Origin of the sequence: Nonomuraea sp. NPDC026600, assembly GCF_040638335.1 — a bacterium.
GTDB lineage: Bacteria > Actinomycetota > Actinomycetes > Streptosporangiales > Streptosporangiaceae > Nonomuraea.
In genome coordinates, this window is sequence record NZ_JBEZYD010000002.1 from 539,376 (window position 1) to 553,197 (window position 13,822).

Annotated in this window: 15 protein-coding genes and 2 pseudogenes; 11 read left to right on the forward strand and 6 right to left on the reverse strand. The window is 69.4% G+C overall.

Annotated elements, in window-relative coordinates; all coding sequences use genetic code 11:
* Nucleotides 1–9: 9 nt before the first annotated feature.
* Nucleotides 10–588 (reverse strand): XRE family transcriptional regulator, encoded by a 579-nt coding sequence (locus AB0F17_RS05865; RefSeq protein ID WP_358016884.1) that lies wholly within the window; start codon nucleotides 586–588, stop codon nucleotides 10–12.
* 94 nt (nucleotides 589–682) lie between these two features.
* Between AB0F17_RS05865 and AB0F17_RS05870 the strand changes: the two genes are divergently transcribed.
* Together AB0F17_RS05870 and AB0F17_RS05875 are read left to right on the forward strand one after the other, a co-directional pair.
* Nucleotides 683–1,342 carry a class I SAM-dependent methyltransferase gene (locus AB0F17_RS05870; RefSeq protein WP_358016888.1) on the forward strand — a complete coding sequence of 220 codons (660 nt, stop codon included), beginning with the start codon at nucleotides 683–685 and terminating at the stop codon, nucleotides 1,340–1,342.
* Between the two features lie 4 nt (nucleotides 1,343–1,346).
* On the forward strand, nucleotides 1,347–1,856 hold the full coding sequence (locus AB0F17_RS05875) for a DinB family protein (protein WP_358016890.1): 510 nt from the start codon (nucleotides 1,347–1,349) through the stop codon (nucleotides 1,854–1,856).
* 109 nt (nucleotides 1,857–1,965) lie between these two features.
* On the opposite strand, the gene AB0F17_RS05880 is transcribed toward AB0F17_RS05875, so the two are convergent.
* The 4 genes and pseudogenes from AB0F17_RS05880 to AB0F17_RS05895 form a co-directional block, all read right to left on the reverse strand.
* Nucleotides 1,966–2,145, reverse strand: a complete 180-nt coding sequence (locus AB0F17_RS05880) for a hypothetical protein (RefSeq protein ID WP_358017392.1) — start codon at nucleotides 2,143–2,145, stop codon at nucleotides 1,966–1,968.
* A gap of 22 nt (nucleotides 2,146–2,167) precedes the next feature.
* A pseudogene (locus AB0F17_RS05885) lies at nucleotides 2,168–2,278 on the reverse strand (DUF3703 domain-containing protein); the annotation flags it as partial.
* A gap of 11 nt (nucleotides 2,279–2,289) precedes the next feature.
* Nucleotides 2,290–3,012 (reverse strand): cation transporter, encoded by a 723-nt coding sequence (locus AB0F17_RS05890; RefSeq protein ID WP_358016893.1) that lies wholly within the window; start codon nucleotides 3,010–3,012, stop codon nucleotides 2,290–2,292.
* Between the two features lie 127 nt (nucleotides 3,013–3,139).
* The gene (locus AB0F17_RS05895; protein WP_358016896.1) at nucleotides 3,140–4,054 is read right to left on the reverse strand and encodes an NAD(P)/FAD-dependent oxidoreductase; all 915 of its coding nucleotides are present in this window, start codon (nucleotides 4,052–4,054) and stop codon (nucleotides 3,140–3,142) included.
* Between the two features lie 106 nt (nucleotides 4,055–4,160).
* Here AB0F17_RS05895 and AB0F17_RS05900 point away from each other — a divergent pair, with 106 nt between their 5' ends.
* Nucleotides 4,161–4,547 (forward strand): BlaI/MecI/CopY family transcriptional regulator, encoded by a 387-nt coding sequence (locus AB0F17_RS05900; protein ID WP_358016899.1) that lies wholly within the window; start codon nucleotides 4,161–4,163, stop codon nucleotides 4,545–4,547.
* Nucleotides 4,544–5,404, forward strand: coding sequence for a M56 family metallopeptidase (locus AB0F17_RS05905; RefSeq protein ID WP_358016902.1), 861 nt, complete (start codon nucleotides 4,544–4,546; stop codon nucleotides 5,402–5,404). Before AB0F17_RS05900 ends, AB0F17_RS05905 begins: the two co-directional genes overlap by 4 nt.
* 48 nt (nucleotides 5,405–5,452) lie before the next feature.
* Here the strand turns inward: AB0F17_RS05905 and AB0F17_RS05910 are convergent, their stop codons facing one another.
* Nucleotides 5,453–5,770: a metalloregulator ArsR/SmtB family transcription factor gene (locus AB0F17_RS05910; RefSeq protein WP_358016905.1), complete on the reverse strand. Its 318-nt coding sequence runs from the start codon at nucleotides 5,768–5,770 to the stop codon at nucleotides 5,453–5,455.
* Nucleotides 5,771–6,054: 284 nt separating this feature from the next.
* Between AB0F17_RS05910 and AB0F17_RS05915 the strand changes: the two genes are divergently transcribed.
* The 7 genes and pseudogenes from AB0F17_RS05915 (at nucleotide 6,055) to AB0F17_RS05945 (ending at nucleotide 13,822) form a co-directional block, all read left to right on the forward strand.
* Complete coding sequence (locus AB0F17_RS05915; RefSeq protein WP_358016908.1) at nucleotides 6,055–6,231, forward strand: hypothetical protein; 177 nt, start codon at nucleotides 6,055–6,057, stop codon at nucleotides 6,229–6,231.
* 15 nt (nucleotides 6,232–6,246) lie between these two features.
* A pseudogene (locus AB0F17_RS05920) lies at nucleotides 6,247–6,816 on the forward strand (thioredoxin domain-containing protein); the annotation flags it as partial.
* 155 nt (nucleotides 6,817–6,971) lie between these two features.
* Entirely contained in the window at nucleotides 6,972–8,843 is a 1,872-nt protein-coding gene (locus tag AB0F17_RS05925; protein ID WP_358016912.1) for an amino acid transporter, read from the forward strand.
* Between the two features lie 269 nt (nucleotides 8,844–9,112).
* Nucleotides 9,113–9,202 carry a K(+)-transporting ATPase subunit F gene (kdpF, locus tag AB0F17_RS05930; RefSeq protein WP_358016915.1) on the forward strand — a complete coding sequence of 30 codons (90 nt, stop codon included), beginning with the start codon at nucleotides 9,113–9,115 and terminating at the stop codon, nucleotides 9,200–9,202.
* Nucleotides 9,202–10,863 carry a potassium-transporting ATPase subunit KdpA gene (gene kdpA / locus AB0F17_RS05935; RefSeq protein ID WP_358016918.1) on the forward strand — a complete coding sequence of 554 codons (1,662 nt, stop codon included), beginning with the start codon at nucleotides 9,202–9,204 and terminating at the stop codon, nucleotides 10,861–10,863. The genes kdpF and kdpA overlap by 1 nt, the downstream gene beginning before the upstream one ends.
* Nucleotide 10,864: 1 nt before the next feature.
* Complete coding sequence (gene kdpB, locus AB0F17_RS05940; protein WP_358016921.1) at nucleotides 10,865–12,979, forward strand: potassium-transporting ATPase subunit KdpB; 2,115 nt, start codon at nucleotides 10,865–10,867, stop codon at nucleotides 12,977–12,979.
* Nucleotides 12,980–13,822, forward strand: coding sequence for a potassium-transporting ATPase subunit C (locus AB0F17_RS05945; protein ID WP_358016924.1), 843 nt, complete (start codon nucleotides 12,980–12,982; stop codon nucleotides 13,820–13,822).

Below are 13,822 nucleotides of genomic sequence, written 5' to 3' on the forward strand. Positions count from 1 at the left end.
CTTCGCCGGTCAGTGCCTGGACGGTGCAAGGTGGGCGCGCTCTCCCTGCGCGCCGAACAGGGTGAGCAACTCCGCGGGCCGGCTGTCGGCGCTGCCGATCCAGTGCGGTACGCGGGTGTCGAACTCCGCGGCCTCGCCGGCGCCGAGCCGGAACTCCTGCTCACCGAGCACGAACCTGACCTGTCCGTCGAGGACGTAGAACCACTCATATCCCTCGTGGGTCCGCATGCGCATCGTGGGCGCTCGGCCGGCGGGTGGATAGATCACCTTGTAGGCCTGGATGCCGCCGGCCCGCCTGGTCAGTGGCACCAGCACCAGCCCGGACCGCCGCACCGGCCGCAGGTGGATGCGCGGGTCGCCGGTGGGCGGCGCCGCGACGAGATCATCGAGCGGGACGCCGTGCGCCCGGGCCAGCGGCAGTAGCTGCTCCAGGGTGGGGCGGAGCTTGCCGTTCTCGAGACGGGACAGGGTGCTCGCGGTGAGGCCGGTTTCGTTCGCCAGCGCCGCCAGCGTGGCGCTCCGCGCCCGGCGCAGGCCACGCAGCCGCGGCCCAACTCCGGCCAAGACATCTTCTTCGGGGTGGTCCATGTCCCGATAATGCGGATCCGCAACTTTTCTTGCAAGGCGGGAACGGTGGTGGCGATGCTGTCGATACATCACCGGCGACGAAGAGGCAATGCAGATGGATTCCACCCGACCCCGACGACCCACTGCCGACGAGGACGCGGAACTGTTCTGGGAGCGGCACTACCGCACCCGGCGTACCTGGGACGCGCGCGTCAACCCGCTGCTCGCCGAGACCGCCGCTGCACTGCGCCCCGGCGCCGCCCTGGATCTGGGCTGCGGCGCCGGCGGCGACACCAGCTGGCTCGCCCAGCGAGGCTGGCACGTCACCGCCGTGGACATCTCCACCACCGCCGTCGAACGGGTGCGGGACCGCGCCCGCGATCTCGGCGTCGCGGACCGGGTCGCCACCGAACAGCACGATCTGGCCAGAAGCTTCCCGGACGGCGAGTTCGATCTCGTCTCCGCCCAGTACTTCCAGACCCCGTTCCCGTTGCTCCGCGGCCGAGTCCTGCGCACCGCCGCACGGGCCCTGCGCCCCGGCGGTCTGTTGCTGATCGTCGACCACGGCTCCACCGCGCCCTGGTCATGGAACCAGGACCCCGGCATCCACTACCCCACACCCACCGAGATCGCCGCCGACCTTGATCTCGACCCCGCGCACTGGTCCGTCCTGCGCGCCGACATGCCCAGCCGCCGGGCCACCGGACCCGCCGGCGAGACCGCCACCGTCATCGACAACATCCTGCTCGTCCAGCGAGCAGCCGGACCGGAGTGACGCGATGCGAAGAAACCACGCGCAGCCATCCAGGACGCGGGCGAAGGACACCACGCCGCCGCGGACCGGCGCCGACGAGAAGGCCACTCTGCGGGGCTTCCTCGACCACCTGCGGAACGCGATCGCGGACAAGGTCGCGGGCGCGCCGGAACCGCAGGTCCGAACGGGCGGAGTGCCCTCGGGCACCAACCTTCTCGGGCTGCTCAAGCACCTGGCGTTCGTCGAACGGTTCTACTTCCTCGGTGAGGATGCCGGCGACTGGGGCGCGACCATGCGGCCGTCCGCCGAGGACACCATCGACGGCGTGCTCGCCGACTACCGGAAAACCGTCGAGCGAGCGAACCAGGTCATCGACGCCTGCCCGGATCTGTCCCTGCCCGCCCCGCGACCCCCGCGCCCAGGTCCGGCACCCTCGATGCGCTGGGTCCTGGCGCACATGATCGAAGAGACCGGCTGGCACGCCGGCCACGCCGACATCCTCCGCGAGCAGATCGACGGATCCACCGGCCGCTGACAACCCGGCCACCGGCGCGCGACGCCCTGGGCCGCCTCCCGACGTCTCACCTGACTCCCTCTGAGGGACGAACGGCCTCCCGGTCGGACGGCACGGGTGTCCTTCCTCGTCAGAGGCGGCCGCCGTGGAGTACGTGCACCGCCTCGGTGTAGGCGCTGATCAGGTGCGGTTCATGGCTGACGAGGAGGATGGCCATGGCCCGTTCGGAACGCAGCCGCGACTGCAGTTCCATGACGGCGGTGGCGGTGGTGGCGGTCGCGCTGGCGGACGGCGAGGGTGAACATGGCAAGGTGGTTGGTGGTGTGCGGCCAGGGCCAGGGCTGGGACAGGATGTGGGCGCGTTCCAGGTGGCGCCATCGCGCCTGCGCCGTGGTGGCGGCGCGCATCTCGGCCTGGTAGGCGGCCCGCACCCGCGCGGGCATCGGACGGCCGATCACCGCTTGTCCTCCTGCGTGTCCTTCTGGGCGGGTGAGCAGCAGCCGTCCGCGCAGCCGTCAGCTTCGGAGACCGTGCTGCCGGACAAGGTGGCGGTGGGAACGGCGCAGCAGGCGTCTCCGCGCCAGGCTTCACGGCCTTCCTTGACTTCGACGGCGGCGATGACCAGGGCGGCGATGGGGTCGGCCCAGGACCAGCCGAACAGGCTGTTGAGTGCCAGCCCGACGAGTAGCACGCCGGACAGGTAGGTGCACAGCAGGGTCTGCTTGGAGTCGGCGACCGCGGAGGCGGAGCCGAGTTCGCGGCCGGCGCGGCGCTGGGCGGCCGACAGGAACGGCATGATGACCAGGCTCAGGGCGGCCAGGATCAGTCCGGGGGTGGAGTGTTCTGCCTCGCCGGCCCCCAGCAGCGCGCGTACGGCGTCGAAGGTGACGTAGGCGGCCAGAGCGAAGAAGGAGATCGCGATGACGCGCAGCGTGGTCTTCTCCCGTGCCTCGTGGTCGGTGGCGGAGAACTGCCAGGCGACCGCTGCGGCGGAAGCGACCTCGACGATGGAGTCGAGACCGAAGCCGATAAGGGCGGCTGAGGAGGCGATGGTGCCGGCGGTGATGGCCACCGCCGCTTCGATCACGTTGTAGGTGATGGTGGCGGCCACCAGCAGCCGGATCCGGCGCTGCAGTAAGGTCCGCCGGTCCGGGGCGGACAGGTTCAGCGTGGTCACGACACCGCCTCCCCTTCGACATGCCGGCCGGTCAGCCGGCCGAGGTCGTGGTCGAGCTCGGCCGTCAGATCACTGGGAGCGCCTGCGCCCGGATGCCACCCCGAGGTGGAAGCGGTCAGATGTGCGGTCAGGGGTGGGCGGCGTAGAGGAGTTCCTGGTCGATGAGGACGGCGGCCAGCAGGCCGTCGGCTGCGGCGATGACGGCCTGGGACCCGGACAGCGGCATGGCCGGGCGGCGGGCCATGTCGCCGGCGGCCAGCACGCCGGGCACGCTGGTCTGGCCGAGGTCGTCGACCGCGACCGCGCCGTCCTCGAGCATCCGGCAGCCCAGCTGCGCGGGCAGGTCGCTGCGCTGTCGGGTTTCCGGGTGCACGAACAGCGCGCGCCGGGCCAGGGTGGCGCCGCCGGCGAAGACGATGCGCTCCAGCGAGGCTCCCGGTCCTTCCAGTCGCTCGATCGGCTCGGGCCGCACGGCAATGCCCCGTTCGGCCAGCAGTGCCTGCTGCTCGGCCGAGGGTGGCGCGCCGCCGCCGGTGCACAGCACTACGTCGTCGCTGAAGCGGCGCAGGTGCACGGCCAGATGTACCCCCCACCCACTGGTCTCCAGGACGGCGAGTGGCTGGTCGCGGTGTTCGAAGCCGTGGCAGTAGGGGCAGTGCAGTACGCCGCGGCCCCAGCGTTCGGCCAGTCCGTCGATCGGTGGGAGCTCGTCGTGCACGCCGGTGGCCAGCAGTAGCCGCCGTGCCCTGTGCGTCGAGCCGTCGGCCAGTGTCACGGTGAAGTCGTCGCGCTCTCCCTTGGCCTGGACCGCCTGTCCTTCTACGACGCGTACAGAGGGGTAGGCACTGAGCTGGTCGAGCCCGATCTGCCGTAGTTCGCTGGGCGTGATGCCGTCGCGGGACAGGAAGTTGTGCACCGCGTCGCTGGTGGCGTTGCGGCCCGGCCCGGCGTCCAGCAGCACCACCCGGCGCCGTGCTCGTCCGAGGGTGAGCGCGGCGTTGAGCCCGGCGGGTCCGGCACCGGCGATGAGGACGTTGTCCACGAGGATTCTCCTACTACGAGGCAGTAGTACGACTGCATCTTAGTAGATCGGTGCGGATTGCTACTATCGGCCGGTAGGAGATGGCTGGGGAAGGGAAGTCCCGCGGATGGGCGATGAGTTGGAGCGAGCGGTGGCGCTGCTCGGCCCGTTGGAGGGGCGCATCATGCACGCGGTGTGGAGCGGCCGGGTGGGTGAGGTGTTCGTGGTACGCCAGGTGCAGGCGCTGATGCCCGAGCTGGCCTACACCACGGTGATGACCACGCTGCGGCGGCTGGCCGACAAGGGCCTGCTGGCCGCCCAGGCTGAAGCGGGGCGCAAGGCGCACATCTACCGCGCCGCGCTGAGACCCGAGGACCACCTGAGCCGGGCCAGCGCCCGCGAGGCCGCCGACGTCGTGGAGCGTTACGGCGAGGCCGCGCTGGCCGCCTTCGCCGCCCAGCTCGCGCAGCTGACCCCCGAGCAGCGTGCCCGGCTCCGCGAGCTATCTTCATGATCGCCCGTTTGGTGCGGCGGCGCCGCTGGATCGCGTTGACCGTTGTCGGCCTGGCCATCGGCGCCCGCGCGGCGATGGCCGCCGGCCTGATCCCGTGCCCGGCCATGTCCCCGGCCCAGTGCGCAGGGGCGGCGGTGGCCACCGTGGCCGCCGCCAGCATGGCCGCGATCGCGCTGCGCGCCCTTTACCTGGCCTGGCGCACCGCCCGCGCGGTGGCCGCGCTGCCCCGCGTGCCGACGTCGGCCTTGGTACGCCAGGCCGCGCGGCGCCTGGGGGCGGGCGAGGTGGTGTGCGTGCGCGGCCGACAGCCCACCGCGTTCTGCGCCGGTCTGCTGCGGCCGCGCATCTACCTCACCCCCACCTTCGACGGCCCCGAGTTGCAGGCCGTCCTCGCCCACGAGCACGCCCACGCCCGGCGGCGTGACCCGCTGCGCCGCGTGCTGGCCCGTGCGGCTGGCGACGTGCTGTTCTACCTTCCCCTCGCGTCCTGGTGGGCCGATCGCCAGTTGGAGCGCTCAGAGGTTGCAGCCGACCGGGCCGCCATCGGGCGCGTCGGCCGCAAGGCCCTCGCCGCGGCCCTGCTGTCGGCCGCTGCTCCGCCCCTCGGCCAGACGCCCGGCCTTGTCTCAGGCCTGGCCCCCGGGATGAGTGCCTTTGCCGCCAGCGCCGACCGGCATGCCGACCTGCGTTCCGTTGGACACCTGAGCACGCAGGCTCGCCTGGCGAACCTGCTGGGCGAGCCCGCACCCAGGCGCCGGCCCTCCCGGGCCCGCCTGCTGGCCTCGCTGACCGGCACGCTGGCAGCGGTCAGCGTGATGATGTGCCTGGGCCACGCCCTGATCATCGCCCTGCTGTGAACGGGCGCCCCGTCCCTGGGGTCTCAGCGACCCGCTGACCGCCCCGCTTCAGGGCCGACCGGCCAGCGAGGTCAGCAGGGTGTGGCCGACATCGGTGAGCCGGTAGATGACCAGCTTGCCCTCCCGCCGGGAGACGGCCAGCTCGGCCGCCCGCAGGGCACGCAGGTGGTGCGAGACCAGGTTCTGGGCCAGGCCGCACACCCAGGCCAGGTCGCACACGCACATCTCGCCGCCGGCCAGCAGCGCCAGCGCGATGCGCAGCCGGGTCTCATCTGCCATCGCCTTGGCCCGCTCGGCCGCAGTGGTGATGTCGACGAGGGCGGCAGCTGTGCCCGGACGGCTTCGGCGTGCGGCAGGTCCAGGCACAACAGCTCACAAACGCTCCTGCTCACGCATCCGGTCACGGTAACAGCCGGGCCGATCATTCCTGCGGCCGGGCGCCGGCCCGGGCCCTGCGGTCGGCACGCTCGGTGCACACATATCAATACTCATTAGATTGTCCGGCGCTGAGCGAGACGGCCGACCACCTTCGGGGAGGAGAGGGCTAGTGGCAAGAACCCAGGACCAGTCACGGCGCAAGAAGACCGACGCGATGCGCGAACAGGACCTACGGGCGCGGCCGCCGCAAGAACCTGGATGTCTCGCTGACCGTGATCGGTGTGTTCGCCGTCGTGCTGGCCGTGGTGTTCGCCGTCAACCGCTTGTCCGCCGATTCCCCGGCCACGGTGGCGGCCGGGGAATCGCAGTACGTACGCGCCGAGAGCCACAAGCTGCAGGTCGCCCCTGACGGCAAGGTCACGCTGGTGGAGTTCCTCGACTTCGAATGAGAGGCCTGCCGGGCCGCCTTCCCCGTGGTGGAGGACCTGCGTAAGCAGTACGCCGGGAAGGTGACCTTCGTCGCCCGCTACTTCCCGTTGCCTGGCCACTTCAACGGCGAGCGCGCCGCCCGCGCCGTTGAGGCCGCCGCTCAGCAGGGTAAGTTCGAGGCGATGTACCAGCGCATGTATGAGACCCAGACCCAGTGGGGCGAGAAGCAGACGCCCGCCGACGCGGCCTTCCGCAGCTTCGCCCAGGACCTCGGCTTGGACATGGCCGCCTGGGACAAGGCCTACAACGACCCTGCCACCCTGGCCCGGATCAACAAGGACGTCGCCGAGACCTTCCAGGAGATACGGCGCGTGCTGCGGCCGGGCGGTGAGGTGCGCTTCTACGAGCATCAGCGCTCGAACAGGTGGCCGCTCGCGTTGTTGAGCGGCCTGATGACTCCCCTCCGGTCGCGCGCCGCCGGTGGCTGCCATCCCGCTCGCGACATCCTGGCGGAGATGGAGCAGGCAGGGTTCGGAGTCGAGAGTTTGGACCGGTTCGCCGTTCGCGGCTTCGAACATGTCGTAGGAGTCGCCCGGCCCCGCTGACGTCTCGTCAAGACGCATCCATACGTTTTCTTGACGCCCTCACCAGGTCAAACAGCCCTTGACCGTCAGTAGGGTGCAATGCGTATTTATGCGGTCTTGACGGAGGGGTGACCGGGATGGTGCTGGCGAAACGGCCGGCCGAGACGGAAGGGACTGTGCGTTCTTGGCTGCTCCAGGGACTGCAGACCGACCGCAAGCAGATCGAGCATGGTCCCCATGTGAAGCATCCGTGGTGGCGGGTGATGTGCCTCACGGGTGTGGACTACTTCTCCACACTGGGCTACCAGCCAGGCATCGCCGCCCTGGCGGCCGGGCTGCTGTCGCCGATGGCGACCCTCCTACTGGTGGCCCTGACGTTGTTCGGCGCGTTGCCGGTCTATCGGCGGGTGGCCGCCGAGAGCCCGCACGGGCAGGGTTCGATCGCGATGCTGGAGAAGCTGGCGCCGCAGTGGTGGGGCAAGTTCTTCGTGCTGGCGCTGCTCGGGTTCGCGGCCACCGACTTCGTGATCACGATGACGCTGTCGGCGGCCGACGCCACCGCGCATATCCTGGAGAACCCGTTCGTGCCCGATTTCCTCCAGGGCCAGCGGGTGATCGTCACGCTGGTGCTGCTGGCGCTGCTCGGCGGGGTGTTCCTGATGGGGTTCAGCGAGGCGATCGGCATCGCCGTCCTGCTCGTCTTCGCCTACCTGGCACTCAACGCGGTCGTGATCGCGACCGCGCTCGTGCATGTCCTGCAGGCGCCGCAAGTGGTCGTGGACTGGGAGCACGCACTGAGCGTGAACTACAGCAGCCCGCTGGCGATGATCGGACTGTCGCTGCTGGTGATGCCCAAGCTGGCGCTGGGCCTGTCCGGGTTCGAGACCGGTGTCGCGGTGATGCCGGTGGTCAAGGGGGACATCCAGCAGCGGATCAAGGGCACCAAACGGATGCTGACCGTCGCCGCTCTCATCATGAGTGTGTTCCTGATCTTCTCCAGCTTCGTGACCACCGTGCTCATCGCGCCCAAGGAGTTCGAGGAGGGCGGCAAGGCCGGCGGGCGGGCGCTGGCCTACCTGGCCCACCAGTTCCTCGGTGACTGGTTCGGCACCGCCTATGACGTCAGCACGATCGCGATCCTGTGGTTCGCCGGGGCCTCGGCGATGGCGGGCCTGATCAACCTGGTGCCGCGCTACCTGCCCCGGTACGGCATGGCGCCCGAGTGGACGGGCGCGGTCCGGCCGCTGGTGCTGGTCTTCTCGCTCATTGGGTTCGCCATCACGATCATCTTCGACGCCGACGTCGACGCCCAGGGCGGCGCGTACGCCACCGGCGTGCTGGTGCTCATGCTGTCGGCGGCCGTGGCGGTGACGCTGTCGGCACACAAGAAGCGCCAGCACAAGGCGGCGGCCGGGTTCGCCGTGATCACGGCGGTGCTGGCCTACACGCTGGTCGACAACGTGATCGAGCGGCCGGACGGCGTGAAGATCGCCTCCTTCTTCATCGCGGCCATCATCGTCACCTCGCTGATCTCCCGCGCCACCCGCTCGACCGAGCTGCGGGTCACCGAGGTGCACCTGGACCCGCTGGCCGAGGAGTTCGTCAACGGAGCGAGCGGCGACATCCACCTGATCGCGAACGAGCCGCACCAGCGCGACCAGAACGAGTACAACGACAAGCTGCGCGAGCAGTGGATCAACCACCGGCTGCGCAGCGCCGAGCCTGTCCTGTTCGTCGAGGTGAAGGTGCCCGACGCCTCGGAGTTCGAGACCGAGCTGCACGTCAAAGGCGAGGAACGCTACGGCCACAAGATCCTCACCATCGACAGCTCGGCCGTGCCCAACTCGCTGGCCGCGCTCCTGCTCCATGTGCGCGATCGCACCGGTAGGGCCCCGCACATCTACTTCCACTGGGCCGAGGGCAACCCGATCGTGGCGATGCTGCGCTATCTCGTCTTCGGCGGCGGCGACGTACCGCCGCTGACCCGCGAGGTCCTCCGCAAGGCCGAGCCGGACCTCGAACGCAGGCCGCACGTCCACGTCGGCTGACGGACGTCCAGCGGCGCGACCTGCCGCGCTTTCCTGGCGGCGGGTCGCGTACTGATCGCGTCAATAATCGCGCCACGGCCGTATGGATGCCGTCAAGAACGGCGAAACGTGGCTATTTCGGGGTTTTGCTTGGTCATGAACCGCTCATCCTGGGCGGTAGGCATGGTGTTCCAAGTTGAGGAGTTGGGGATGGCAGACGTCATCTTCGTCGCTCTGACGATCGCGATCTTCGTGGTCTTCGGGCTCGTCGTGAAGGCGGTGGAGCGCCTGTGAGCGCGATCAACGCCGCAGGTCTGATCGTGGTCGCCGCTCTGGTCATCTTCATGGTCGCGGCGCTGCTGTTCCCGGAGCGTTTCTGATGAGCACGACCGCCGCAGGGATGATCTTCATCGTCTCCCTGATCGTCGCACTGGGCCTGGTGCACAGGCCATTGGGCGACTACATGTACCGGGTCTACACGACCACCAAGCACAACGTCGTCGAACGGGGCATCTACCGGCTGCTCGGCGTGCGTGCCGATGCCGAGCAGAGCTGGAGCGTCTACGCGCGCAGCCTGCTGGCGTTCTCGGTGATCTCCATCCTGGTCGTGTACGGCATGCAGCGCCTTCAGGACAAGCTCCCGCTGAGCCTGGGCATGAAGCCGGTCACCGACCACATCGCCTGGAACACCGCGATCAGCTTCGTCACCAACACCAACTGGCAGGCGTACTCGGGTGAGTCCACGATGGGCCACCTGGTGCAGATGTCGGCCCTGGCCGTGCAGAACTTCGTGTCCGCGGCAGTGGGCATGGCGGTGGCGATCGCGCTGGTGCGCGGCTTCGCCCGCCGCAAGTCGGAGACGATCGGCAACTTCTGGGTGGACCTGGTGCGCGGCTCGCTCCGCATCCTGCTGCCGATCGCCTTCGTCGGCGCGCTGGTGCTGGTGGCCGGCGGGCTGATCCAGAACTTCTCCGGCCTGCACGAGGTCACCACGCTGACCGGCGGCACCCAAGGGATCACCGGCGGCCCGGTCGCCTCGCAGGAGGTCGTCAAGGAACTGGGCACCAACGGCGGCGGCTTCTACAACGCCAACTCCGCCCACCCCTTCGAGAACACCACCACCTGGACCAACTGGCTGGAGATCTTCCTGCTCCTGGTGATCCCGTTCGCGCTGCCGCGTACCTTCGGCAAGCTCGTCGGCCAGGTCAAGCAGGGCTACGCCATTCTCGCCGTGATGGGCATCATCGCGCTGACCAGCGTGCTGCTCACCAACCTGTTCGAGCTGAGTGGCAACGCCACCGTGCCGCAGGCCGTCGGCGCGGCGATGGAGGGCAAGGAGGTCCGCTTCGGCATCTCCGACTCGGCCACCTTCGCCGCCTCCACCACGCTCACGAGCACCGGTGCCGTGAACTCCTTCCACGACTCGTTCACGCCGTTCGGCGGCATGATGACGATGTTCAACATGATGCTCGGCGAGGTCGCGCCCGGCGGCGTCGGCTCCGGCCTGTACGGCATGCTGATCCTGGCCATCATCACCGTGTTCGTGGCCGGGCTCATGGTCGGCCGGACCCCGGAGTATCTGGGCAAGAAGATCGGCGCCCGGGAGATCAAGCTCGCCTCGCTGTACTTCCTGGTCACTCCGGTCCTCGTGCTGATCGGCACGGCGTTCGCGATGGGCTCGGCGGAGCAGCGCGCGAGCATGCTCAACTCGGGGCCGCACGGCTTGTCCGAGGTCCTGTACGCCTTCACCAGCGCCTCCAACAACAACGGCTCGGCGTTCGCCGGCATCACGGTCAACACACCGTGGTATGACGTGGCGCTCGGCCTGTGCATGGTGTTCGGCCGGTTCCTGCCGATCGTGCTGGCACTGGCGCTGGCCGGGTCGCTGGCTCAGCAGGCACCCGTACCCGCGGGTGCCGGCACGCTGCCGACCCACCGGCCGCAGTTCGTCGGCATGGTCGTCGGCGTGACGATCATCCTGGTCGCCCTCACCTTCCTCCCGGCGCTCGCGCTCGGCCCCATCGCAGAAGGACTGTCCTGATATGTCAACCCCAGTGCGCGAAGCGCCGGGCAAGGCTCCCGTGCCGACGCGGAACGGCCGGGTCGGCGGCGGTCTGCTCGACCCCAAGCAGCTCCTGACCTCGCTGCCGGACGCGGTGAAGAAGCTCAACCCGGCCACGCTGTGGCGCAACCCCGTCATGTTCATCGTCGAGATCGGCGCCGCGTTCACCACCGTCCTGGCGGTGCTCGACCCATCATTCTTCGCCTGGGCCATCGTGGTGTGGCTCTGGCTGACCGTGGTCTTCGCGAACCTGGCCGAGGCCGTGGCCGAAGGGCGCGGCAAGGCCCAGGCCGCCACCTTGCGCGCGGCCAAGCGGGACACCACGGCCCGCCGTCTGAAGAGCCGCACCTCCCCGGAATGGGACGTGGTCGGCGCCCCCGAGCTCAAGCAGGGCGACTTCGTGGTCGTCGAGGCGGGGGAGATCATCCCGGGCGACGGCGACGTGGTCGAGGGCATCGCCTCGGTGGACGAGTCGGCCATCACCGGCGAGTCCGCGCCGGTGATCCGTGAGTCGGGCGGGGACCGCTCTGCGGTGACCGGCGGCACGAAGGTGCTGTCGGACCGGATCGTCGTCGAGATCACCCAGAAGCCCGGCGAGAGCTTCATCGACCGGATGATCGCTCTCGTGGAGGGCGCGAACCGGCAGAAGACGCCGAACGAGATCGCGCTGAACATCCTGCTGGCCGCGCTGACGATCATCTTCCTGGTCGCCACCGCCACCATGCAGCCGCTGGCCATCTACTCCAAGTCGATCAACCCGGGTGTGCCCGACTCGCTCGCGCTGAACGCGAACGGGGTCACCGGCGTGGTGCTGGTGTCGCTGCTGGTGTGCCTGATCCCGACCACGATCGGCGCGCTGCTGTCGGCGATCGGCATCGCCGGGATGGACCGGCTCGTCCAGCGCAACGTGCTGGCGATGTCGGGGCGTGCGGTGGAGGCCGCCGGGGATGTGTCCACGCTGCTGCTGGACAAGACCGGCACCATCACGCTGGGCAACCGGCAGGCGTCGGAGTTCATGCCCGTGCCGGGGATCAGCGAGGAGGAGCTGGCCGAGGCGGCGCAGCTGTCCAGCCTGGCCGATGAGACGCCCGAGGGCCGCTCGATCGTGGTGTTCGCCAAGGAACGCTACGGCTTGCGTGAGCGGGAGATCCACGGCGCGGAATGGGTGCAGTTCACCGCTCAGACCAGGATGAGCGGCGTCAACCTGGGCGACCGCCAGGTGCGCAAGGGCGCGGCGACCGCCGTGATGAAGTGGGTGCGCGACCAGGGCGGGCACCCGACTGACGAGGTCGGCCACATCGTGGACGGCATCTCCGGCTCCGGCGGCACGCCGCTGGTGGTGGCCGAGAAGGGCCGGGTGCTGGGGGTCATCCATCTCAAGGACGTGGTCAAACAGGGCATGCGGGAGCGGTTCGACGAGATGCGCCGGATGGGCATCCGGACCGTGATGATCACCGGGGACAATCCGCTGACCGCCAAGGCCATCGCCGATGAGGCCGGGGTGGACGACTTCCTGGCCGAGGCCACGCCCGAGGACAAGCTGACTCTGATCAGGAAGGAGCAGGAGGGCGGCCGGCTGGTCGCGATGACCGGCGACGGCACCAACGACGCCCCGGCGCTCGCCCAGGCCGACGTCGGCGTGGCGATGAACACCGGCACGTCGGCCGCCAAAGAGGCCGGCAACATGGTCGACCTCGACTCCAACCCGACCAAGCTCATCGAGATCGTCGAGATCGGCAAGCAACTGCTCATCACGCGCGGCGCGCTGACGACGTTCTCGATCGCCAACGACATCGCCAAGTATTTCGCGATCATCCCGGCGATGTTCGCGGCGGTCTACCCGGGCCTGGACGCGCTCAACATCATGCGCCTGGCCAGCCCGCAGTCGGCCATCCTGGCCGCGGTCGTCTTCAACGCCCTGGTGATCATCGCACTGATCCCGCTGTCGCTGCGCGGCGTGCGCTACAAGCCCTCCAGCGCCTCCAAGCTGCTGTCCCGCAACCTCTACCTCTACGGCCTGGGCGGCATCGTCGCGCCCTTCATCGGCATCAAGATCATCGACCTGTTCATCCAGTTCCTTCCGGGGATGTCGTAAATGGAACGTCTACCTAGCTGGCTGCGCCAGCATCTCGCCGCGATCAGGGCGGTCGTCGTGCTGACCGTGCTACTCGGTGTGATCTATCCGCTGGTCACCACCGGCGTCGCCCAGGCCTTGTTCAACGGCAAGGCCAACGGCTCGATCGTTCAGGCCGGCGGCAAGGACGTCGGCAGCGCGATCATCGGTCAGAACTTCACCGACAAAGACGGCAACCCGGTCAAGAAGTACTTCCAGTCCCGCCCGTCCGCCGCCGGTGACGGCTATGACCCGACCTCGACCAGCGCCAGCAACCTGGGCCCCGAGGACATCGTGGACACGCTGCCGGTGCCCGGCGCCAAGGACGAGGGCAAGCAGTCACTGCTCACCCAGGTCTGCGCCCGCTCCAAGGCGATCGGCGAGCTGGAGGGCGTCAGCGGCGCCCGCCCGTACTGCACACCGGACGGCGTCGGCGCGGTGCTGAAGGTCTTCCCCGACCATGCCGTCAGCGTCAACCAGGCGTGCCCGGCAACCCCGGTCGTGGCCACCTACCAGGGGCTGAAGGTGGAATGCGGCAAGCCCGGCGAGGACTACGCCGCAGGCCGGACCGTCCCGGTCAGGGGAGACGCGGGAGCCCCCGCCGTACCCGCCGACGCGGTGACGGCCAGCGGCTCCGGGCTCGACCCGCACATCTCGCCCGCCTACGCCGAGCTCCAGGCGCCACGCGTGGCCAAGGAGCGCGGAATCGCGCTCGACAAGGTCGAGCAGCTCATCGAGGCGAACACCACCGGCCGGACGTTCGGCTTCATGGGGGAGCCCGCGGTGAACGTGCTCGAACTCAACCTGGCCCTGGACAAGGCGTGA

What these genes read in the sequence shown, in the direction of transcription:
- AB0F17_RS05900 (WP_358016899.1), top strand. Translation starts at nt 4,161, where the DNA reads ATGGGCGATGAGTTGGAGCGAGCGGTGGCGCTGCTCGGCCCGTTGGAG.
- AB0F17_RS05875 (WP_358016890.1), top strand. Translation starts at nt 1,347, where the DNA reads ATGCGAAGAAACCACGCGCAGCCATCCAGGACGCGGGCGAAGGACACC.
- AB0F17_RS05905 (WP_358016902.1), top strand. Translation starts at nt 4,544, where the DNA reads ATGATCGCCCGTTTGGTGCGGCGGCGCCGCTGGATCGCGTTGACCGTT.
- AB0F17_RS05945 (WP_358016924.1), top strand. Translation starts at nt 12,980, where the DNA reads ATGGAACGTCTACCTAGCTGGCTGCGCCAGCATCTCGCCGCGATCAGG.
- kdpB (WP_358016921.1), top strand. Translation starts at nt 10,865, where the DNA reads ATGTCAACCCCAGTGCGCGAAGCGCCGGGCAAGGCTCCCGTGCCGACG.
- AB0F17_RS05865 (WP_358016884.1), bottom strand. Translation starts at nt 588, where the DNA reads ATGGACCACCCCGAAGAAGATGTCTTGGCCGGAGTTGGGCCGCGGCTG.
- kdpA (WP_358016918.1), top strand. Translation starts at nt 9,202, where the DNA reads ATGAGCACGACCGCCGCAGGGATGATCTTCATCGTCTCCCTGATCGTC.
- AB0F17_RS05870 (WP_358016888.1), top strand. Translation starts at nt 683, where the DNA reads ATGGATTCCACCCGACCCCGACGACCCACTGCCGACGAGGACGCGGAA.